General features: G+C 64.4%; 19 protein-coding genes. 5 read left to right on the top strand and 14 right to left on the bottom strand.

Annotated elements, in window-relative coordinates; genetic code table 11:
- Positions 1-81 precede the first annotated feature (81 nt).
- The 14 genes from dhaK to NKJ12_RS10140 form a co-directional block, all read right to left on the bottom strand.
- Positions 82-1,068, bottom strand: coding sequence for a dihydroxyacetone kinase subunit DhaK (dhaK, locus tag NKJ12_RS10205; RefSeq protein ID WP_352702472.1), 987 nt, complete (start codon positions 1,066-1,068; stop codon positions 82-84).
- A gap of 26 nt (positions 1,069-1,094) precedes the next feature.
- Positions 1,095-1,517, bottom strand: coding sequence for a hypothetical protein (locus tag NKJ12_RS10200; RefSeq protein WP_023676327.1), 423 nt, complete (start codon positions 1,515-1,517; stop codon positions 1,095-1,097).
- A gap of 8 nt (positions 1,518-1,525) precedes the next feature.
- The gene (ptsP, locus tag NKJ12_RS10195; protein WP_352702470.1) at positions 1,526-3,142 is read right to left on the bottom strand and encodes a phosphoenolpyruvate--protein phosphotransferase; all 1,617 of its coding nucleotides are present in this window, start codon (positions 3,140-3,142) and stop codon (positions 1,526-1,528) included.
- On the bottom strand, positions 3,126-3,428 hold the full coding sequence (locus tag NKJ12_RS10190; RefSeq protein WP_352702468.1) for an HPr family phosphocarrier protein: 303 nt from the start codon (positions 3,426-3,428) through the stop codon (positions 3,126-3,128). Before NKJ12_RS10190 ends, ptsP begins: the two co-directional genes overlap by 17 nt.
- 22 nt (positions 3,429-3,450) lie before the next feature.
- On the bottom strand, positions 3,451-3,840 hold the full coding sequence (gene dhaM / locus NKJ12_RS10185; protein WP_352506968.1) for a dihydroxyacetone kinase phosphoryl donor subunit DhaM: 390 nt from the start codon (positions 3,838-3,840) through the stop codon (positions 3,451-3,453).
- A complete protein-coding gene (gene dhaL / locus NKJ12_RS10180) occupies positions 3,837-4,439 on the bottom strand; it encodes a dihydroxyacetone kinase subunit DhaL (protein ID WP_352506967.1) in 603 nt (200 codons plus the stop codon). The genes dhaM and dhaL overlap by 4 nt, the downstream gene beginning before the upstream one ends.
- 81 nt (positions 4,440-4,520) lie before the next feature.
- A complete protein-coding gene (locus tag NKJ12_RS10175; protein ID WP_352506965.1) occupies positions 4,521-6,164 on the bottom strand; it encodes a dihydroxyacetone kinase subunit DhaK in 1,644 nt (547 codons plus the stop codon).
- Between the two features lie 67 nt (positions 6,165-6,231).
- Positions 6,232-7,245, bottom strand: a complete 1,014-nt coding sequence (locus NKJ12_RS10170) for an ABC transporter ATP-binding protein (protein WP_352506964.1) — start codon at positions 7,243-7,245, stop codon at positions 6,232-6,234.
- Positions 7,238-8,350 carry an ABC transporter ATP-binding protein gene (locus NKJ12_RS10165; protein WP_352506963.1) on the bottom strand — a complete coding sequence of 371 codons (1,113 nt, stop codon included), beginning with the start codon at positions 8,348-8,350 and terminating at the stop codon, positions 7,238-7,240. Before NKJ12_RS10165 ends, NKJ12_RS10170 begins: the two co-directional genes overlap by 8 nt.
- A gap of 3 nt (positions 8,351-8,353) precedes the next feature.
- On the bottom strand, positions 8,354-8,554 hold the full coding sequence (locus NKJ12_RS10160; protein ID WP_352479849.1) for a hypothetical protein: 201 nt from the start codon (positions 8,552-8,554) through the stop codon (positions 8,354-8,356).
- A complete protein-coding gene (locus NKJ12_RS10155; RefSeq protein ID WP_254816115.1) occupies positions 8,551-9,501 on the bottom strand; it encodes a carbohydrate ABC transporter permease in 951 nt (316 codons plus the stop codon). Before NKJ12_RS10155 ends, NKJ12_RS10160 begins: the two co-directional genes overlap by 4 nt.
- Positions 9,498-10,445, bottom strand: coding sequence for a carbohydrate ABC transporter permease (locus tag NKJ12_RS10150; protein WP_302893612.1), 948 nt, complete (start codon positions 10,443-10,445; stop codon positions 9,498-9,500). The genes NKJ12_RS10155 and NKJ12_RS10150 overlap by 4 nt, the downstream gene beginning before the upstream one ends.
- A gap of 128 nt (positions 10,446-10,573) precedes the next feature.
- Positions 10,574-11,905, bottom strand: a complete 1,332-nt coding sequence (locus NKJ12_RS10145) for an ABC transporter substrate-binding protein (RefSeq protein WP_254816117.1) — start codon at positions 11,903-11,905, stop codon at positions 10,574-10,576.
- A 210-nt stretch (positions 11,906-12,115) separates the two neighbouring features.
- Positions 12,116-12,805, bottom strand: coding sequence for a PIG-L deacetylase family protein (locus tag NKJ12_RS10140; protein ID WP_352506962.1), 690 nt, complete (start codon positions 12,803-12,805; stop codon positions 12,116-12,118).
- Between the two features lie 27 nt (positions 12,806-12,832).
- Here NKJ12_RS10140 and NKJ12_RS10135 point away from each other — a divergent pair, with 27 nt between their 5' ends.
- The 5 genes from NKJ12_RS10135 (at position 12,833) to nhaA (ending at position 19,722) form a co-directional block, all read left to right on the top strand.
- Entirely contained in the window at positions 12,833-13,723 is an 891-nt protein-coding gene (locus NKJ12_RS10135) for a DMT family transporter (protein WP_352506961.1), read from the top strand.
- Between the two features lie 76 nt (positions 13,724-13,799).
- Positions 13,800-16,382, top strand: a complete 2,583-nt coding sequence (gene hrpB / locus NKJ12_RS10130) for an ATP-dependent helicase HrpB (RefSeq protein WP_352506960.1) — start codon at positions 13,800-13,802, stop codon at positions 16,380-16,382.
- 100 nt (positions 16,383-16,482) lie between these two features.
- Positions 16,483-17,808, top strand: coding sequence for an ActS/PrrB/RegB family redox-sensitive histidine kinase (locus NKJ12_RS10125; RefSeq protein WP_352506958.1), 1,326 nt, complete (start codon positions 16,483-16,485; stop codon positions 17,806-17,808).
- A gap of 63 nt (positions 17,809-17,871) precedes the next feature.
- Positions 17,872-18,435 carry an ActR/PrrA/RegA family redox response regulator transcription factor gene (locus NKJ12_RS10120; RefSeq protein WP_023676342.1) on the top strand — a complete coding sequence of 188 codons (564 nt, stop codon included), beginning with the start codon at positions 17,872-17,874 and terminating at the stop codon, positions 18,433-18,435.
- Positions 18,436-18,528: 93 nt separating this feature from the next.
- Positions 18,529-19,722 carry a Na+/H+ antiporter NhaA gene (gene nhaA, locus NKJ12_RS10115; protein WP_352686959.1) on the top strand — a complete coding sequence of 398 codons (1,194 nt, stop codon included), beginning with the start codon at positions 18,529-18,531 and terminating at the stop codon, positions 19,720-19,722.
- Positions 19,723-19,750: the final 28 nt, after the last annotated feature.

Raw genomic sequence — 19,750 nt, 5'->3', positions numbered from 1 at the left:
TGAGGAGGGCAACTGTCTGACGATACGCGGCGTTGCCGATGTCGGTCCTATCACCGGCTATTTCTGGGGCATTCTCCGCCGCTACATGCCCCAGCGCAGTGCGGCCGTATGTACCGGTGCATCCCACCAAACAGCCGCCTCGTCGTCGAGCATGCTCAGCGTGATCGAACAGCCGGCCATGTCGAGCGAGGTCACATAGGACCCGACCAGCGACCGGGTCACTGTGACGCCGTGCTTCTCGAAGATTTTGCGGGCGCTGTTGTACATCAGGTAAAGCTCCATCAACGGTGTGCCGCCAAAGCCGTTGACGAAGAGCAGCGCCTGGCCTCTGGCACCGTCGCCCAGGTCACCCAGGATTGCGGTACAGATCTCGTCGGTGATGGCGTCGGCGCTTTTCAATGTGTCGCGCCGCCTTCCGGGCTCGCCATGGATGCCGACCCCGAACTCCATCTCGCCGTCGCCGATATCGAAGGTCGGCTTGCCCGCCGCCGGCACGGTGCAACTGGTCAGCGCCACGCCCATCGAGCGCGTCGCGCCGTTGACGCGCTCGCCGAGCGCCTTCAACGGCTCCAGTGCCATGCCTTCTTCGGCCGCCGCGCCGACGATTTTCTCGACCACCAGCGTACCGGCGACGCCGCGCCGGCCGGTGGTGTAGGACGAGTTTTCGACCGCGACGTCGTCATTGGTCACGATTTGCATCACGCCTTCCGACATTTCAGCGGCCATGTCGAAATTCATTACGTCGCCCTCGTAGTTCTTGACGAGGAACAGGCAGCCGGCGCCCGTATTGACGACTTCGGCCGCCGCCATCATCTGGTCAGGCGTTGGCGAGGTGAATACCTGGCCGGGGCAGGCCGCATCCAGCATGCCGTGCCCGACGAACCCGCCATGTAGCGGCTCGTGACCCGAGCCGCCGCCGGAGATCAGCGCCACCTTGCCCGGTGTGAGCAGCTTGCGGCGGACAAATTTGTGTTCCTCGCCAAGCGCCAGGATATCGGCATGCGCGGCAACGAAGCCGTCGAGGCTCTCGGTCAGCACCGTATCGACCGAATTCAAAAATTTCTTCATGGCCGTCCTCCCGAAATAGCCCAGCGTCAGCTGCCCTTGCCGGCGATGCTGGTGATCTTCTGGATGAAATCGTTAACCGCCCGGTCGAGCGCCGCGTTCTGCTTGTCGTCGCCGAAATCGGGAACGATCAGCGAGACATGGCGTGTCTTGCGCAAGCCTGCGGCCAGCGACATCTTTCCCGGATGTGCCCGATGGTAGGCCTCAAGGAAATGATCGCGTTCGGCAGGGCTGAAATGGCAGACGGAGAAGATAGCCGGCAAATGCTTCGACGGGATCGGCGTCGAATAGGCCGGGCTGGAAATCTGCGTGACGAAGCTGCGATGCTTGCCCAGCGCATCAGCGAGGCGCTGGCGCATGCCGGACGGGCGCTGGTCGATCACCTGCGACAGGATCGTCTTGTAGGCGCGGATCGCCTCTTCGGGGCCGGATTGCGACGCCTTGTCTGCCATACCGGGGCCTAGATCGAAACGTCCGCGATGGCCGCCTTGGCTATCGCGAGTTGGGCGGGAGCGACGGAGAGGTCACGCAGGCCGGTTTCGAGCAGCGCCGGGATCGAGGCGGGGTCGCCGCCGGCATCGCCACACAGGCTGACCGGGATATTATGCTCGCGGCCGAAGGCGGCAACCGAGGCGATCAGCCGGAGCACGGCCGGGTGCCTGACGGAATTCAGATGTGCGACCGACGCATTGTCGCGCGCGGCGGCCATCACGTATTGGGTCAAATCATTCGAACCGATCGAGAAGAAGGCGGCCTTGGCGAATGCCTCCGGTGCGATGGCCACCGACGGCACCTCGACCATAATGCCAAGCGGCGGCATTTTGTGCGCGATGCCGCGCGCCAAAAGGTCAGCCTGCTCCTCAGCGAACAGCGCGGTGGCGTGTTCATACTCTTCCTGAACGGCGATCATCGGGAACATCACCTTCAGATTGCCGTGCATGGCGGCACGTAGCAAGGCGCGGATCTGCACACGAAAGACCTCCGGACGCATCAGCGACAGCCTGATCCCGCGCAGGCCAAGGAATGGATTACCTTCCTCGACGGTCAGGCCCGGCACAGGTTTATCGCCGCCCGCATCGACAGTACGGATCGTCACCGGCCTGTCGCCTGCCCATTCCAGCACTCTACGGTAGGCGCGATATTGCGTCTCCTCGTCCGGCAGCGTCTTGCCGAACAGGAATTCGGTCCGCATCAGCCCGATACCGTCGCACGCCGCAGCATCGATGCGGTCGACATCGGACGGATCGGCAATATTCACCTGCACGTGGATCGCTATGCCGGTCTTCGTTGCTGCCGGCCTTGTCAAATAGGCTGCCGCTTTGTCGCGATGCGCCGCGAAAGACGATGACGATCGCCGGAATGCGTCGATCTCCGCTTTCGAAGGCGCCAATACGATGCCGCCATGTTCGGCATCGAGCAGTGCGATTCCGGCAGGGTGAGCCGGCGAAGCACCGGGCCCGGCTACCCCACGCGCTACGAGCCCCAACCCCACCACCATTGGCACGCCGCGTGAGCGTGCCAGCATTGCGACATGACTTGCGGCACTTCCGGCCGTAAGTGCTATGCCGCCGCCGGCACTCCAGTCGGTTTCGAGGAAGCGCGTCGGTGCGATATCCTCGCCGTAGAAGATCGCACCTGCTGGCGCGGCAATGTCGCCGCCCCCGGCAAGCGCGCGTAGCACCTGGTCGCGTATGTCGCGCATGTCGGCGGCGCGCGCCCGGAAATAGTCCTGCTCGGATGTTTCATAGCCGGCTATCTCGGCGTCGAGCGCTTTTCGCCAAGCCACATCAGCAGCCATGCCCTCGGCAATTCGCGCAAAGGCCGGGCCGGTCAGCGCGTCGTCCTCCAGCATGGCGAGCTGGAATTCGAGGATGGCGGCCGCCTCGCTGTCGCTGCTTTCGATCAATGTCGCGAGCCGGCCCGCGGCAATGGAGATGGCGGCCTCAAGCGCCGCCTTCTCGCCCGCGGCAGTCGCCTTGCGGACATAACGCACAGCAGCCTGGTCCAGATCGAACAGCGGCCCCTCGGCATAGCCGGCCGATGCCGAAATGCCCTGCAGCCTAAGCGGTTCGGGCATGGTCCTTGCCTTCGTCGAAATCGCGGCGCACCAGCTCGACCAGTGCTCCGACCGCCTCGCCGGCGCCGTCCCCTTTGGCTCTGATGTGCAGGACAGTGCCTTTCGGCGCTTTCGCACCCATCACCTTGACGATGCTCTTGGCGTCGAACCATGGCCCGTTGGCGGCGAGCGCAATCTCGACGTCGGCCGAAAACGTCTTGGCAAGCTTGGTGAACTTCACCGAAGGACGCGCATGCAGCCCCACCTCATGGGTGATCAGGACGCTGGCTTCGGCTGCTGCGGACATGCTTGTCAAAATTCCCGTTCGTTCACGACGGCGACAATTCGTGCGCCGTCGCCACCACTTCCCTGAGCGAGGCGCCGCCGGAAGCCTCGGTCGCCGCCATCACCGCGCCTTCGACGATCGGCGCATTGCAGACGACGATCTTCTGGGCGCGTGGTTCGCCGATCATCTCGATCGCCATCTCGCTATTGGTCTCGGCACCTCCGAGATCAACGAGGATCGCGACACCCGCCTCCGACCAGGCCTTGTCGATGGCACCTATGATCGCCTCGACATTGGTTCCCAGCCCGCCATGGCCGTTTCCGCCGCACCATGCAAGCGGCACTTCGTTGCCGACCATCTGCCGCACCATGTCGGCGGTGCCTTCGGCGACCAGCGGCGAATGCGAGACGATGACGATGCCGACATTGCTCATGCGCGCCTCTCGATTGCTTCGGCTACGGCCCGCACCAGAAGCGCGGTCGAGCGTGCGCCGGCATCCATATGACCGATCGAACGGTCGCCAAGGAAGGAGGCGCGCCCACGCAGCGCCTTCATCGGCACAGTCGCGTCGGCTGCGTTGTCGGCGATCTCGGCGATGTCCGCTGCCGCCTTTCCCTGCAGCAGGGCCTCGTGCACCGGCTGCAGCACGTCGAGCATGGTTTTTTGCCCGGCCTGCGACTTGCCTCTGGCGGCCACTGCTTCAATCGCCTTGCCGAAGGCCGCCGCCAGATCGGCGCGATCCGGCGCCGCGGGAATCTCCTTGCCGAGCACCATGAACAGCGTGCCGAACAAGGGACCGGAGGCTCCGCCGACGGTCATCACCAGTTTGGTGCCGATCGCCTTCAGCGCCTCGGGCAACGGCTTTGCCGCAAACACGCCGGCCTCGGCCCGCACGGCCTCGAAGCCGCGTTTCATGTTGAGCCCATGGTCGCCGTCGCCGATGGCCTGGTCGAGCCTGGTCAGCTCTTCGGCATGGGCGGCGATGGTGTTTGCCGCCGCCTCGATCAGCCTGGAAATATCCGCTGCCGCCATATCACCCATGCTCCTGGCCCCTACGCTGCCGGCAGTACGAGAAAATTGCATATCCGGCAATTGAAGCATTCTTTTCCCCAGTCAAGCGGGTTCGAGCAACGCAGCGAGGGCCGTGAAGACCTCGGCGACGGCAAAGGCGCCGGGGTCGACCACGCCGTCGAGCTGGCTGCCAATATAGGCGGACCGCCCGGCCTTGGCCTTGCGCATGGCAGCGGTGGCCTCGGCGCCGCGTCGCGCCGCGACCGCCGCATCCTCCAGACTGCCGCTATCCAGCGCCTTCAAGGCGGGTTCCAAGGCATCGACCATCGTGCGATCGCCCATCCTCGCTCCACCATAGAAGGACATCCGATCGAGGCCGGCGAGAAGCGCCTTGGGAAGCGTTTCGCCAGACTCCAGCGCCTGCCCGGCGGCGGTGAAGAAGATCGACAACAGCACGCCGCTGGAGCCGCCCATGCTGGCACTCAGGATGTCGCCCACGGCGGCCAGCGTGGCGGCAGGGTCGGCGAGCGGCAGCGCCGCAAGGCGGCCAAGCACGCTGCGCGCACCGGCCGCCACAGTCGATCCGGTGTCGCCGTCTCCCGCCTTGGCGTCCAGTCCGTTCAACGCGCCTTCAAGCGAGATCAGCCGTTCGCAGATGGCGACCACCAGCCGCTCGGTGCGTGCGTCCGGGCTGGCTTTCGACGCGTTGCCCCGGCCGGCGGCTTTGGCCATCGGCACGACGCTGGCTTGGCGAACGGCTCTTGCCGGCAGCCAGGCGTGAGGGCCTACCGGCGCCCTCAACGCCGCTTCGCGCGGCGCATCGAGCCGGATCAGCGACAAGGAAAAGCCGTTCATGTTGAGCGCGGTCATAAGCTGCCCGGGTCCGATCGTCAGCGTCACCTTTCGTGCCAGCGGTGATGTCAACACCGCATTGGCGACAAGCAACATTTCCAGCGGTGGCACCGAACCGAGATTGTTGATCAGCAAGGCGTAGTCGCTGGCGGGATCGAGCCGCGCGGCAAGGCGCTCCGACATGATCGCAACCAGCCTTTCGGCACTTTGCACCGCAATCCGCTCAACGCCCGGTTCGCCATGGATGCCGAGGCCGAGTTCAGCGTCGTCGGCGCCAAATCTTTCGTCATGGCTCTGACCGGGGATCGAGCAGGATGACAGCGATATGCCGAGGGAAACGATATCCGCCGCCGCGGCCCGCGCAGCAGCGGCAACCGTCGACAGATCGTTGCCGGCTTCCGACATGTGGCCGGCGATCTTGTGCACGAACAAGGTGCCGGCAACGCCGCGCGGCTGGGCAATATCAGGCAGGGCGATGTCGTCGGCGACGATCACCATCTCGACGCGGAAGCCTTCGGCGCGCGCCTTCTCGGCGGCCAAGCCGAAGTTGAGGCGATCGCCGGTATAGTTCTTGACGATCAGCAGGCACCCGGCGGGACCGGTCACCGCGCGGATGGCCGTCAATACTGCTTCCACGCTCGGCGAAGCAAAGATCTCGCCTGATACCGCCGCCGTGAGCATGCCCATGCCGACGAAGCCGGCATGCGCGGGTTCGTGCCCGGCCCCGCCGCCGGAGATGATGCTGACCTTGCTCTTGTCCCAGTCTGCACGGAGGACGACCTTGATTTCGGGATAGCCGTCGAGGCGGGCGAGATCGCCGGTGCCGGTCGTGCCGAGAAAGCCGTCCAGGGCCTCAGTTACGATCGTATCCCTGCGATTGAAAAAATGCTTCATCGAATTGGTCCACTCCGGTGCCCGAAATTGCCGGTTGAAAGGTGCCAGGAAAACACTCGCGCAGCGCTCACAGCAGCCGTCGCCCATCGGCGCCGAAATACAGCGGCGAGCGATAGCGGATCATGATCCTGTCGCCCTGCGCCAGGTCGGTGTCGGGGTCGGTCAGCGTCACCAGCTTCCTGGTCCCCACCGTCACATGCAGATGGTTCTGGTCGCCGAGATGCTCGACCCAATCGACGACGCCGTCGGCATGGCCGTTCGCCGCCTTCGCGATCGAAAGATGTTCGGTCCGCGCACCGATTGTCCTGGTCCCCGCCGGCGCTCCGCCATCCGGCAGCAGTCCGACCGGCAACAAATTGATTGCCGGTTGGCCGAGCCTGGCCGCGACGTGAAGGTTTGCCGGCTCAGAATAGATCGTGCGCGGCGAACCGATTTGGACCAGCACGCCGTCGGCGAGGATGCCGATGCGGTCGGCCATGGTCATCGCTTCGATCTGGTCATGGGTGACGTAGAGCATGGTGGCGCCGAGTTCGGCCTGTATACGCTTCAGCTCGAGCCTGAGATCGGCGCGCAGCTTGGCGTCGAGCGACGACAGCGGCTCGTCCATCAGGTAGATCGACGGCTTGCGCACCAAAGCGCGGCCGATGGCGACGCGCTGCATTTCGCCGCCCGAGAGTTTGGTCGAGCGATTATTCAGCTTGTGGTGGATGCGCACCATCTTGGCCACGTCCTCGACGCGGCGGCGAATCTGATCCTCCGGCATTTTCCTCGCCGGCGAGCGCAGCGGAAAGGCGAGGTTGTCGTAAACCGACAGATGCGGATAGAGCGAATATTGCTGGAACACGAAAGCGGTGTCGCGCTCGGCCGGCGACAGCGTCGTCGTGTCGTGGCCGGCAATATGGATCGAGCCCGCTTCCGGACGCTCAAGCCCGGCGATCAGCCTGAGCGTTGTCGTCTTGCCGGCGCCGGTCGGCCCGAGCAGCACGACGAATTCCCCGTCGGCGATATGCAAATCGAGATTGTCGACGGCGACATGCTCGCCAAAAGCCTTTGTCACGCCTTTGATGTGAACGTCAGCCATGATGCGCTCTCCCCTGGGAGGCCGAGTCATGGATTTCGGTGCGCACCGCACGGCCGGATCCTTTTGCGAACAGCGACAGCCGCGCGCTGTTCAGCGCCAGGCCCACATGATCGCCCGGATTGAGCCGGATTTCGGCCGGCACCCTGGCCTTGATGATGCCGTCTGCCGTCTCCACCGCCACGATCTGGGTGGTGCCGAGATATTCCGTGCCGTAAACAGCTCCGCGCAGCTTCGAAGCGTCGTCGAAGCGGATGTGCTCCGGTCGGATGCCAAGCGCCATCTCGGCCGGCGCGACATCCTCGCGCACCTCCGGCACGGCCACCGTCGCGCCCTGCACAACAACTTCCCTGGCGCCCTTTGAAAGGCCGCCGTCGAAGCCGAGGAAATTCATCGGCGGCGAGCCGATGAAGTCGGCGACGAACATCGTCGCCGGCCGGTCGTAGATCTCACGCGGCGTGCCGAACTGCTCGATGACGCCATGGTTCATCACCGCGATCTTGTCGGCCATCGACATCGCTTCCATCTGGTCGTGCGTGACATAGACGGTGGTGGCGTGGATGCGGTTGTGCAATTCGCGCAGCTCATGGACCATCAGATCGCGGAATTCGGTGTCGAGCGTGCCGAGCGGTTCGTCCATCAGGAAACATTTTGGCCGCCGCACGATGGCGCGGCCGAGCGCCACGCGCTGGCGATCGCCGCCGGCTAGCCCGGAGACCGATTTGTTGAGCAGATGGTCGATCCGCAACAGCTTCGCCGTCTCTTCCACCCTGGCCCGAATTTCAGCGCCTGGCATGCCTTGCGCCAGCAGCGGGAAACCGATGTTCTTTCTCACATTCATGTGCGGATAGAGCGCGAACAGCTGGAACACAAAAGCGATGTCGCGCTCGCGGGCACGCCGCATGGTGACGTCCTCGCCGCCAAGCAGGATCTTGCCGCCGGTCGGCAGTTCGAGCCCGGCGATCATACGAAGCGTCGTCGTCTTGCCGCAACCCGACGGCCCCAGCATGACGAAGAATTCGCCGTCCTCGACGACGAAGTTGGAATCCTGCACGGCGACGAAATCGCCGAATGCCTTTCTCAGATGTTCGACCCTGATCTCAGCCATCGTCTACTCCGGAAATTTCGAGACGATGATGAACATCGCCGTGCCGGCCAGCATGGTGACGAACGAATAGGTGTAGAGCGCCAGCGCGAAGGGCTGGAACAGCATCAGGAAGCCGATGGCGATGATCGCCGTGGCGACGTTTTCCATCAGTCCGCGCCTGGCCCAGACGGGCCAGCGCGATTTGCGTTTTACGGTCAGGCTCATTTGCGCACCGCGCCGAAGGTGATGCCGCGCAGCAATTGCTTGCGAAGCAGGATAGTGAAGACCAGGATCGGCACCAGGAAGATCGTCGTGCCGGCCGCGACCGCCGGCCAGTCCTGGCCGCCTTCGCCGATGATGGTCGGGATGAAGGGCGGCGCGGTCTGCGCCGTGCCCGAGGTCAGCAGCGCAGCGAAGGCGTATTCGTTCCAGGCAAAGATCAGACAGAAGATGGCGGTCGCGGCAATGCCCGTGGTCGCCTGCGGCAGCACGGTGCGCCAGAACGCCTGCAGCCTGGTGTAGCCGTCGATCATCGCCGCCTCTTCATATTCGCGCGGGATCTCGTCGATGAAGCCTTTCAGCAGCCAGACTGCCAGCGACACGTTGACCGCCGTGTAGAGCAGGATCATGCCGAGCGCGGTGTCCGACAGTCCGAGCTCCCGATACATCAGGTAGATGGGAATCGCGACCGCGATCGGCGGCATCATGCGCGTCGACAGGATGAAGAACAGAAGGTCGTCGGCGAGCGGCACCTTGAAGCGCGAAAAACCATAGGCCGACAGCGTGCCGAGGAACACCGCGCAAAACGTCGAGCCGAAGGCGATGATCAGCGAATTGACGAAGCGCGGCATGAAGTTCGACGGGCCGGCGATCACCATATTGCGCTTGCGCACCGTCTCGTCGCAGACCCCCGTCGCCGGTCCCAGGGAGTTGATGTATTCCGGGGTTTGCCGAGTCCGGGTCGAGAACAAGTTGCAGTAGCCCTCGAGGCTCGGCTGGAACAGGATCTTCGGCGGATAGGCGATCGAATCCGGCGGCGTCTTGAAGCTGGTGGCGAAGATCCACAGCAGCGGCACGATCGAGATCAGCGCGTAGGCAACGATGATCGTGCCGGCGACGCGCTTCGACGTGGCCGAGGGTGCGACAACGGAATGGGCTGACGTCAGGCTCATCTCTGCTTCACCTTGTTCAGTGCCTTGACGTAGATGTTGGCCAGGCCGAACACCGCGACGAACAGGATGATGGCGAAGGCCGAGGAATAGCCCGTCCGCCAGCTTTCGAAGGCCTGCCGCTTCAGCGTGATCGAGGCCACTTCGGTGGTCGATCCCGGCCCGCCGCCAGTGAGCAAATTGACCATGTCGAACATCTTGAAGTTCTCGATGCCGCGGAACAGCACCGCCAGCATGATGAAGGGCAGCGCCATCGGCAGCGTGATCGACCAGAACTGCCGCCAGTTGGAGGCGCGGTCGACCTCGGCCGCTTCGTAGATGTATTCGGGGATCGAGCGCAGGCCGGCGAGGCAGATCAGCATCACGTAAGGCGTCCACATCCAGGTGTCGACGATGATGATCGACCATGGCGCCAGCGACACGTTGGAGAGCATGCTGATCTGCGTTGCCGGAATGCCGGTGACGAACGAGACGGCGTAGGCGAACAACCCGATCTGCGGCTCGTAGAGAAAGCGCCAGAAATTGCCGACCACCGCCGGCGACAGCATCATCGGCACCAGGATGATGGTCGTCCAGAAGGCGTGCCCGCGGAACTTGCGGTCGATCAGCCAGGCCAGCGTAAAGCCGATCAGCGTCTGCAGCAGGATGGTCCAGAACACGAAATGCGCTGTCGTTTGCATGGCGATCCAGATGTCCTGGTCGGCGAGGATGCGCTTGTAGTTCGCGAGCCCAAGGTTCTTCACCACCTCATTGGGACGATTGGCGCGAAAATTGGTGAAGGACAGATAGATCGCCCAGAACAGCGGGAAGATGTTGATGGCTAAAAGCAACAGGATCGTCGGCGAGATGAACAGCCAGGCGAGGCCCTTGTCGCTGATGCCCCGGACCTTGCGGGCCAACGGCTCGGGCGTAGCCCGGGCAACGCTGTCCGCAGTCCGATTGAGCATGGTCAGTCCTGCTTCGGTCACTTGGATCGTCTCGACAATGGAATTTATCTGAACTGTGTCCCGTGCCAAGGGCGGCACGGGACGGTTCGGTCATGGGCTCGGGAGGAGCCGGTTACATCTTGCCCCGGTTACATCTTGCCATCGTCCTGGAAGACCTCGGTCCAGTCCTTGACGAGGCCGTCGAGCGCATCCTTGGCCGAGCCTTGCCCGGCAACGACATAGTCGTGGAAGCGCTTCTGCGAGGCCTGCAACAGCGGGGCATAGCTCGGCTCGGCCCAGAAGTCCTTCACGATGGCCATCGAGTCGAGGAAGGTCTGCGCGTAGGGCTGGCTGGCCGGGAAGGCCGGGTCCTTGACGACCGCGTTGAGGCAGGAATAGCCGCCGAGCGACCACCATTTGGACTGCACGTCCTTGTTGGCGAACCATTTGATGTATTTGAGCGCGGCTTCCTGCTTGTCGGAATAGGAGACCACCGAGATGCCCTGGCCGCCGAGCTGGGCGAACTGGTCGCCGTCCGGACCTTTGGGATTGACGAAATAGCCTATCTTGTCGCCGCCGACATTCTCGTCCTTCTGCAGGCCTGGCCAGGTGAAGGCGAAGTTCATGTGCATCGCCACCTGGCCGGATTTGAAGGCATCGACGCCTTCGCCCATGTAGCTGTTCGAGGCGCCGGGAGGGGTGCAGCAGTCATAGAGCGCCTTGTAGAACTCCAGGCCCTTCACCGACTTATCGGAGTTGACGAAGCCTTCCATCTCGTAGGGCTTTTTCGGGTTTTCGTACTGGAAGCCGAAGCTGTAGAGTACGTCCATGGCGCCCATGGTGATGCCTTCCGAGCCGCGCTCGGTATAGATCGACGCGCCATAGACGGTTTTGCCGTCGATCTCGCGTTTCTGGAAGAATTCGGCGATCTGCTTCAGCTGGTCGAAGGTCGTCGGCGGGCCGAGATCCCAGCCATACTTTTCCTTGAATTCCTTCTGCAGCTCCGGCTTGGAGAACCAGTCCTTGCGGTAGGTCCAGCCGACGACATCGCCCATGGCCGGCAGCGCCCAGTAATTTGGCGAGTTCTTCGGCCATTCCGAATAGCCGACCACGGTCGCCGGCACGAAATCGTCCATGCTGATCTTCTCCTTGTCGAAGAAGTCGTTCAGCTTGACGTAATGGCCGTTCTCGGCGGCGCCGCCGATCCACTGGCTGTCGCCTATGATCAAGTCGCACAGCTTGCCGTGCGAATTCAGCTCATTGAGAAAGCGGTCGGCATAGTTGGTCCACGGCACGAATTCGAATTTCATGCCGATGCCGGTTTCCTTGGTGAAGTCCTTGGATAATTCCACAAGCGCGTTGGCCGGGTCCCAGGCTGCCCAGCAAAGCGTCAGATCTTCTGCCTGCGCGACGTTCGAAACGGCTGTCGACGCAACGAGTGCCGAGGCCAGACCCAACGCCAATTTAAAGGTCGATTTCATGCCTTCCTCCCATTTGCGAAACGCGTCCGGATGACGGTTTCAAAAGCCCGCTAAACCCCTCTCCTCCGGGGCCTAAACACAGTGGCGGCAACGCCCGGATGTTTAGTAATTTGTTTAGTGATGCAATTTTTACTAAACAACGCAAGCGAATTCGTTGCTGCACCGCAGCATGCTGGATAGGAACCAACGTGAGAAGTTGCGGCGGCCTGCCTAGGTCACCGTCTTGTTGCTGACCGTCACCGGTCGGATCACTGGGGCCGGCGGCAGCAGCGCGCGGATATCGGCGAAGGGGAAGACCGGCTCGAAGCGGAAGGCCTCGGCGAATGATCCGGCTAGGCCGTTGCACTGGCCGGCGCGGAAGGCGTTCTGCGTGCGCGCCGCGTCGACGAAACGCTCGGGATCCTGCGACTGGTGCGCCCGGATCGCCTCCGCCTTGAGATCGAAATGCCCGGAGGTATCGACGTAATGCGTTGGCGAAAACCCGGTGCCGCCGAACGTGTCGGCATGCAGCACCGGCACCGAGAATGATGCGGCGATGCGCATGCCATCCGACAGCGCGCGGTGGTCGCCATGATAGTCGTTCGGCGCATGGGTGATCGCCAGATCCGGCCCTATCTCGCCGATCAGCGCTTTCAGCGCTCCGATCAGGGCGGCGTCCGCCACCAGTGCGCCATCGGGAAAGTCGAGGAAGCGCGGCGTCACGCCAAGCAGACCGGCCGCCGCGGTCGCCTCCTTGCGGCGCGTGCGGGCAAGCGCGGCCGGATCGCCATAGCCGCCCCTGGTGCCATCCGTGGCTATGGCAAAAAAGAGTTCTGCGCCTTGCGCGGCATAGGCCGCCATCGTACCGAACATGAAGATCTCGATGTCGTCCGGATGCGCGCCAAGCGCCAATATCTTCACTCTCATCTCTCCCGGAAACGGAAAAACGTGCCCAACGGAATTCTGCTCGCTCTCATCGCCTATGCAAGCTATTCGTGCAGCGACGCCGTTGTCAAAAGCCTGGGCGGGCAGTTCAACGTCTTCGAGATCGGCTTCTTCTCGACATTGTTTGCCGGCTGCTTTCTGCTCTTTGCCAGGCCGCCAGGCGAGCGCTGGCGCGATTTCTGGCGCACGACCCGGCCCTGGGCGGTACAGGCCCGCGCCTTGGCCGGCATCGCGTCGGGCGTGCTCAGCGTCTATGCCTTCACCACCATCCCGCTGGCGGAAGTCTATGCGCTGATCTTCCTGGCGCCGCTGTTCGTCACCATCCTGGCCACGCTGGTCCTCAAGGAGAAGGTCGGCCCCTGGCGGTGGCTTGCGGTCGTCGCTGGCTTTGCCGGGGTCATGCTGGTCGTCAGGCCTGGTTTTCGCGAGTTGCATCTTGGTCATCTGGCGGCGTTCATCATCGCTTTCCTAGCCGCCACCAATGTCATCCTGATGCGTTCGCTCGCCGCTCAGGAAAAGCGCACGACGATGCTCGGCGTGCTGATCGGCTACGGCCTGTTCTTCAACGGCGTCGGTGTGGCGGCCACCTCGTTCTCGCTGCCGGATGGCAGGCAATGGGCCTGGCTGGTGCTGGCCGGCGCCTTCACCGCCGGCGGCCAGCTGCTGCATCTGCTGGCGGTCAAATACGCACCGGCCAACCGCATCGCGCCGACGCATTATTCGCAGATCGTCTGGGCGGTGCTTCTAGGTGCGTTGTTCTTCAGGGAATATCCGGATTTTCTGTCGCTGGTCGGGCTCGCCGTGGTCGGCGGTTCCGGCCTGCTGACGATGGTGCGCGAGGAGGTGCGGCTCGGCACGGTGCGCTGGAACCCGTTTTCGCGGACCAGGCTTTGAATCGGCGCCGAGGTTGCGCCGCGACCGTCACCGCTGATACGCGATCGGCGCCAACTGGCTGCACAGCATTAGCACAATGACCACAAAACTCTTGCCGGACCTGCCGGTCTCCGCTGTCTTGCCGGCGCTCGATGAAGCGCTGAGCCATGGTAACAGCGCCGTGCTGGTGGCGCCGCCCGGCGCCGGCAAGACGACTTTGGTTCCACTGGCACTGCTCGACGCTGAATGGCTAGGCGCCGGAAAAATCATTCTGCTCGAGCCTCGCCGCCTCGCGGCCCGCGCTGCCGCCCGCCGCATGGCCGAATTGCTTGGCCAAGAGCCCGGCGAAACTGTCGGCTATGCCATGCGCATGGAAAACCGCACGTCCGCGAAGACCAGGATTCTCGTCGTCACCGAAGGCGTGCTGTCCCGCATGATCCTCGACGATCCCGAGTTGCCCGGTGTCGCGGCGGTGTTGTTCGACGAGTTCCACGAACGCTCGCTCGACGGCGATTTCGGGCTGGCGCTGGCGCTCGACGTGCAAAGTGCGCTGAGGCTCGACCTCAGATTGCTGGTGATGTCGGCGACGCTCGATGGCGCGCGTGTCGCAAAATTGCTGTCCGGCGCGCCGGTGATCGAGAGCGCAGGCCGCGCCTTTCCGGTCGACATCCGCTATGACGAGCGGCCGGCCGGCATCGCCATCGAGGACGCGATGGCCAGGGCGATCCGCTCGGCGCTTGCCGGGGAGGTGGGCAGCGTGCTCGCTTTCCTGCCCGGCCAGCGCGAGATCGAGCGCACCGCGGAGCGGCTGGCCGGCAAGGTCGGTGCCGACACCGATATCGTGCCGCTCTACGGCATGCTCGACAACAAGAGGCAGGATGCGGCGATCAAGCCTGCGCCGCCCGGCCGCCGCAAGGTGGTGCTGGCGACGTCGATCGCCGAAACCTCCATCACCATCGATGGCGTGCGCGTCGTCATCGATTCCGGCCTGTCGCGGCTGCCGCGCTATGAGCCGGCGAGCGGCCTGACGCGGCTGGAGACGGTGCGTGCTTCGCGCGCTTCCGCCGACCAGCGCGCCGGCCGTGCCGGGCGCACGCAGCCCGGCGTCGCCATCCGGTTGTGGCGGGCCGAGCAGACGACGGCACTGCCGGCCTTCACGCCGCCGGAAATCCTCGAGGCCGATCTTTCCGGCCTGTTGCTCGATTGCGCCGCGTTCGGCGTCGCCGATCCGACCAGCCTGTCCTTCCTCGATCCCCCGCCGGCTGCGGCGCTCACCGAGGCGAGGGCGCTGCTGCGTGCGCTCGATGCGGTCGATGCAGCAGGACGCCTGACGGATGCCGGTGCCGCGATGCGCAGGCTGGCGCTACCGGTGCGGCTCGCCCACATGGTCGCCGAGGCGGCAAGGACCGGACAGGCGCTCGAGGCGGCGATGCTCGCCGTGCTATTGACCGAGCGTGGCCTTGGCGGCGAGGGTGCCGATCTCGAACGGCAGCTAATGCGCTTTCACGCCGACAGATCGCCGCGTTCCACCGCTGCCCGGCAGTTGGCCGAGAGGTTGGCAAAGCAGGCTTCGTCGTCCCCCTCCAGGGGAGGGTCGGCGAACGAGCCAAGCGCAGCGAGACGAGGGAGACGGGGCGGGGTCGCCGATGGCGTGCCCGAATCGACCCCGCCCCGATCCGCTACGCGGATCAACCCTCCCCTCAAGGAGAAGGGCAGCACTGCCGGCTCGCTCCTCATCCATGCCTGGCCGGATCGGGTCGCCAAAGCGCGCGGCGAGCGTGGCCGCTTCGTGCTTGCCAACGGCTCGGGCGCCACGCTCGACGCCTCCGATCCGCTGGCCGGCGAGACATGGCTCGTCGTCGCCGACCTGCAGGGCAAGGCGCAGAACGCCCGCATCACCGCGGCGGCAGCCATCGATGAGACCGATATCCGTGCCGCGCTGGCGGAAAGGATCGAGACGCGCCGCGAGGTCAGCTTCGACCGCGACAGGCGCGCCGTGCGGGTGCGCGAAACGGTTCGCCTTGGGGCCATCACGTTGTCCGAACGCATGCTGCCGGCGCCGACCGGTGCCGACGCGGATCGCGCCATCCTCGACGCCTTGCGCGAACACGGTCTGTCCCTGTTGCCGTGGACCAGGGAGGCGGAGACGTTGCGGCAGCGGCTCGGCTGGCTGCATCGCGGCCTCGGCGCGCCATGGCCCGATGTCTCCGATGCCGCGCTCGTCGAGCGCCTCGACGACTGGCTGCTGCCATTCCTTTCCGGTGCCACAGCCTTTACGGCGATTGATCCTAGCGTGCTTTCGCAAGGCCTGATGACGCTGGTGCCGCACGAATTGCAGCGCAAGATCGACACATTGGCGCCGACCCATTTCGACGCGCCGTCGGGCAGCCGGCTACCGATCCGCTATGACGGCGAATGGCCGGTGCTGGCGGCGCGCGTGCAGGAACTGTTCGGCCTCGACCGGCATCCGGCGATCGCCAACGGCACTGTGCCGCTGACCCTCGAATTGCTGTCGCCGGCGCACCGGCCGATCCAGACGACGCGCGACCTGCCCGGCTTCTGGCGCGGCTCCTGGGCCGATGTGCGGGCAGAGATGCGTGGCCGCTATCCCAGGCATGTCTGGCCGGAGAACCCGCTTCTCGCCGCCGCCACGAGCCGCGCGAAGCCGCGCGGTACCTGATGCTTCCCGGACCATGATCACAACCCGAAGGTCCGCGTCAGCGGAAGGTGGTCCCGGTTTTCGGAAAGACCTCCAGCGGTTTCCCCTCTATAATCCCGCCATGATAAACATTCTGCACGCGCCCGACTTCCAGCAAAGCCAGCGGCTGCGCCTCAACACGCTGATCAGGCTGCGCTGGCTTGCCATTGTCGGCCAGAGCCTGACTGTGCTTGTCGTCGCCTACGGGCTGAAATTTCCGCTGCCGGTCAGCATGTGTTTTGCGCTGATCGCCTGTTCGGCCTGGATGAACCTGTTGCTGACCTTCCGCTATCCGGCGGCGCATCGGCTTACCCCGTTCTCGGCCTTTGCCATCCTGACCTTCGATAGCCTGCAGCTTGCCGGCCTGCTCTACATGACCGGCGGCCTTACCAATCCGTTTTCGCTGCTGATGACCGTGCCCGTCGTCGTCTCGGCGACGTCGCTGCCGCTGCGATTGACGGCTCTGCTCGGCGCGCTGGTGATCGTGGCGGCGACGCTGCTGGTCTTCTACCACCTGCCGCTGCCCTGGCATGAGGGGGCGCCATTGGCGATGCCCTTCATCTATGTCGCCGGCATGTGGATGGCGGTGTTCTGCTCCATCGCCTTTACCGCGATCTATGCCTTCCGGGTGGCAGAGGAGGCGCGGCTGCTTGCCAACGCGCTTGCCGCCACGGAATTGGTGCTTCAGCGAGAACAGCATCTCTCGGCCCTCGACGGCCTCGCCGCGGCCGCCGCGCACGAACTCGGCACGCCGCTCGCCACCATCACGCTTGTCGCCAAGGAGATGGAGAAGGCGCTTGGCGAAGATCCGAAATACGGCGAGGACGTGAAGCTGCTGCGTTCGCAGAGCGAGCGCTGCCGCGAAATCCTGAAGCGCCTGACCAGCCTTTCCTCCGAGAGCGAAGTGCACCTCTCGCGCCTGCCGCTGACCTCGCTGGTCGAGGAAGTGACGGCACCGCACCGCGATTTCGGCATTTCGATCAAGCTTCGGCCGGGCGAGCGCATCGGCCCGGAACCGGTGGGCCGGCGCAATCCGGGCGTCATTTACGGCCTCGGCAATTTGGTCGAGAACGCCGTCGACTTCGCCCGCAAGAACGTCACCATACGCTGGAGGTGGAACGAGGCCGCCGTCAGCTTCTCGATCATCGACGACGGGCCGGGCTTTCCACCGGAGATCATCGACCGTATCGGCGAACCCTATATGTCGACCCGCCAGGGCACCGAAGCCGGCGGCGGCCTCGGCCTCGGCCTATTCATCGCCAAGACCTTGCTCGAACGCTCCGGCGCGACGCTCGATTTCCGCAATTCGAGCGAGCCCGGCGAGGGCGCTATCGTGCAGATATCGTGGCCGCGCAGCGTCTTCCTTAATCCCGAGCAGGCTTCGGCCACCATGTTCGACACGGCCTAAATTGGACAATAGCGTTGCGAAACTATATTTGCGTAAAAATCAGGCAGCAGGATTTTCAGCACGATGAGTACTGACGAAACGATTGGCGCAATGGTCGAAGGCGAGGACACCTCGTTGCTGATCGTGGACGACGACAAGCCGTTCCTGACGCGGCTTGCCCGCGCCATGGAAACCAGGGGTTTCGTGGTCGAGACGGCGGAGAGCGTCGAGGAGGCGGTTGCCAAGGCGCGCGCCAATCCGCCGGCCTATGCGGTGGTCGACATGCGGCTGGCCGACGGCAACGGCCTCGACGTCGTCGCTGCCATTCGCGAGAAGCGCGACGATGCTCGCGCCATAATCCTTACAGGCTATGGCAACATCGCCACCGCGGTGACGGCGGTAAAGCTCGGCGCCATCGACTATCTATCGAAGCCGGCCGATGCCGACGACATCTTTGCAGCCCTGACCCGCACGGCGGGCGAACGTGCCGCGCCGCCGGAAAATCCAATGTCGGCTGATCGCGTGCGCTGGGAACACATCCAGCGCGTCTACGAAATGTGCGACCGCAATGTCTCGGAAACCGCACGCCGCCTGAACATGCATCGCCGCACGCTGCAACGCATCCTCGCCAAGCGCGCGCCGCGCTAAAAGGTTCTGACTGCCGGCTTGCCCGGCCAGCGCCGTTTGCGCATCATCGCTGGGCGGTGCGTCGGACCTTGCCGCTGATACGACGGAGGCGACATGCAGGACGAAAAGCGGCTGGTCTCCATGCTGCGCGAATTCCTCGACAGCGAGGCGGCCGGCGGCCTCATCCTGATGGCTGCGGCGGCCCTGGCCCTGATCGTCGCCAATTCGCCGCTGGCCGAAGCTTATTTCTCCGCCCTCCATGCCTATCTCGGACCGCTCAGCGTCTCGCACTGGATCAATGACGGCCTGATGGCGGTGTTCTTCCTGCTGGTTGGCCTCGAGATCAAGCGCGAGATGCTCGACGGCCAGCTCTCGACCTGGCCGCGCCGCGTGCTGCCCGGCATCGCCGCCGCCGGTGGCATGGCGGTGCCAGCACTGGTCTACGTCGCCATCAACCGCAACAATCCAGCCGCTCTGTCCGGCTGGGCGATCCCGACCGCCACCGATATCGCCTTTGCGCTCGGCGTGCTGTCGCTGCTCGGCAGCCGCGTGCCGGGCTCGTTGAAGATATTCCTTACCGCGCTCGCCATCATCGACGATCTCGGCGCCGTGCTCATCATCGCGGTGTTCTATACCAGCGGCCTGTCGCTCGCCTATCTCGGCGCCGCCTTCGCCGTCATCGCGCTGCTGGTGGTGCTCAACCGCATGCGGGTGCTGACGCTGCTGCCTTATATCGTGCTTGGTGTCGTGCTGTGGGTTTTGGTTTTGAAATCGGGCGTCCATGCGACGCTCGCCGGGGTCGCGCTGGCTCTCACCATACCGCTGAAGATCTCGTCGGGCAGCGGCCACGATCTCGACCATTCGCCGCTGCACCGGCTCGAACACGGCCTGCACACAATCGTACCCTTTTTCGTCATCCCGATCTTCGGTTTTGCCAACGCCGGCGTCTCACTCGGCGGTCTCAGCGCTGCCGCCTTGATCGAGCCGCTGACGCTCGGCGTCGCCGCAGGCCTCGTCGCCGGCAAGCTGGTCGGCGTGTTCGGGTCTTCCGCGCTTGCCATCCGGCTCGGATTTGCCGATCTGCCGGTCAATGCCGGCTGGCTGCACATGATCGGTATTTCACTGCTCTGCGGCATCGGCTTCACCATGAGCCTGTTCATCGGCCTGCTCGCCTTCGCCAGCGACGTCGCTCTGCAGGACGCGGTCAAGGTCGGCATCCTCGCCGGCTCTTTCATCGCAGCGATCCTCGGCGCCGCTGTGCTGCTGGTTGCGCCGGCCGCGAGCGGGGCGGAGGAGGCGGAAGAATAATCGCGTGGCGCCTTCGGCCTGAGGCCAC

The organism is Mesorhizobium sp. M0195 (assembly GCF_040322115.1).
GTDB lineage: Bacteria > Pseudomonadota > Alphaproteobacteria > Rhizobiales > Rhizobiaceae > Mesorhizobium.
The sequence above is the reverse complement of the archived record's forward strand: the minus strand, read 5'-3'. Positions and strand labels throughout refer to the sequence as shown.

Excerpts from the sequence above, each read along its gene's own strand:
- dhaK (WP_352702472.1), bottom strand. The coding sequence starts at position 1,068 with ATGAAGAAATTTTTGAATTCGGTCGATACGGTGCTGACCGAGAGCCTC.
- NKJ12_RS10200 (WP_023676327.1), bottom strand. The coding sequence starts at position 1,517 with ATGGCAGACAAGGCGTCGCAATCCGGCCCCGAAGAGGCGATCCGCGCC.
- ptsP (WP_352702470.1), bottom strand. The coding sequence starts at position 3,142 with ATGCCCGAACCGCTTAGGCTGCAGGGCATTTCGGCATCGGCCGGCTAT.
- NKJ12_RS10190 (WP_352702468.1), bottom strand. The coding sequence starts at position 3,428 with ATGTCCGCAGCAGCCGAAGCCAGCGTCCTGATCACCCATGAGGTGGGG.
- dhaM (WP_352506968.1), bottom strand. The coding sequence starts at position 3,840 with ATGAGCAATGTCGGCATCGTCATCGTCTCGCATTCGCCGCTGGTCGCC.
- dhaL (WP_352506967.1), bottom strand. The coding sequence starts at position 4,439 with ATGGCGGCAGCGGATATTTCCAGGCTGATCGAGGCGGCGGCAAACACC.
- NKJ12_RS10175 (WP_352506965.1), bottom strand. The coding sequence starts at position 6,164 with ATGAAGCATTTTTTCAATCGCAGGGATACGATCGTAACTGAGGCCCTG.
- NKJ12_RS10170 (WP_352506964.1), bottom strand. The coding sequence starts at position 7,245 with ATGGCTGACGTTCACATCAAAGGCGTGACAAAGGCTTTTGGCGAGCAT.
- NKJ12_RS10165 (WP_352506963.1), bottom strand. The coding sequence starts at position 8,350 with ATGGCTGAGATCAGGGTCGAACATCTGAGAAAGGCATTCGGCGATTTC.
- NKJ12_RS10160 (WP_352479849.1), bottom strand. The coding sequence starts at position 8,554 with ATGAGCCTGACCGTAAAACGCAAATCGCGCTGGCCCGTCTGGGCCAGG.
- NKJ12_RS10155 (WP_254816115.1), bottom strand. The coding sequence starts at position 9,501 with ATGAGCCTGACGTCAGCCCATTCCGTTGTCGCACCCTCGGCCACGTCG.
- NKJ12_RS10150 (WP_302893612.1), bottom strand. The coding sequence starts at position 10,445 with ATGCTCAATCGGACTGCGGACAGCGTTGCCCGGGCTACGCCCGAGCCG.
- NKJ12_RS10145 (WP_254816117.1), bottom strand. The coding sequence starts at position 11,905 with ATGAAATCGACCTTTAAATTGGCGTTGGGTCTGGCCTCGGCACTCGTT.
- hrpB (WP_352506960.1), top strand. The coding sequence starts at position 13,800 with ATGACCACAAAACTCTTGCCGGACCTGCCGGTCTCCGCTGTCTTGCCG.
- NKJ12_RS10125 (WP_352506958.1), top strand. The coding sequence starts at position 16,483 with ATGATAAACATTCTGCACGCGCCCGACTTCCAGCAAAGCCAGCGGCTG.
- NKJ12_RS10120 (WP_023676342.1), top strand. The coding sequence starts at position 17,872 with ATGAGTACTGACGAAACGATTGGCGCAATGGTCGAAGGCGAGGACACC.
- nhaA (WP_352686959.1), top strand. The coding sequence starts at position 18,529 with ATGCAGGACGAAAAGCGGCTGGTCTCCATGCTGCGCGAATTCCTCGAC.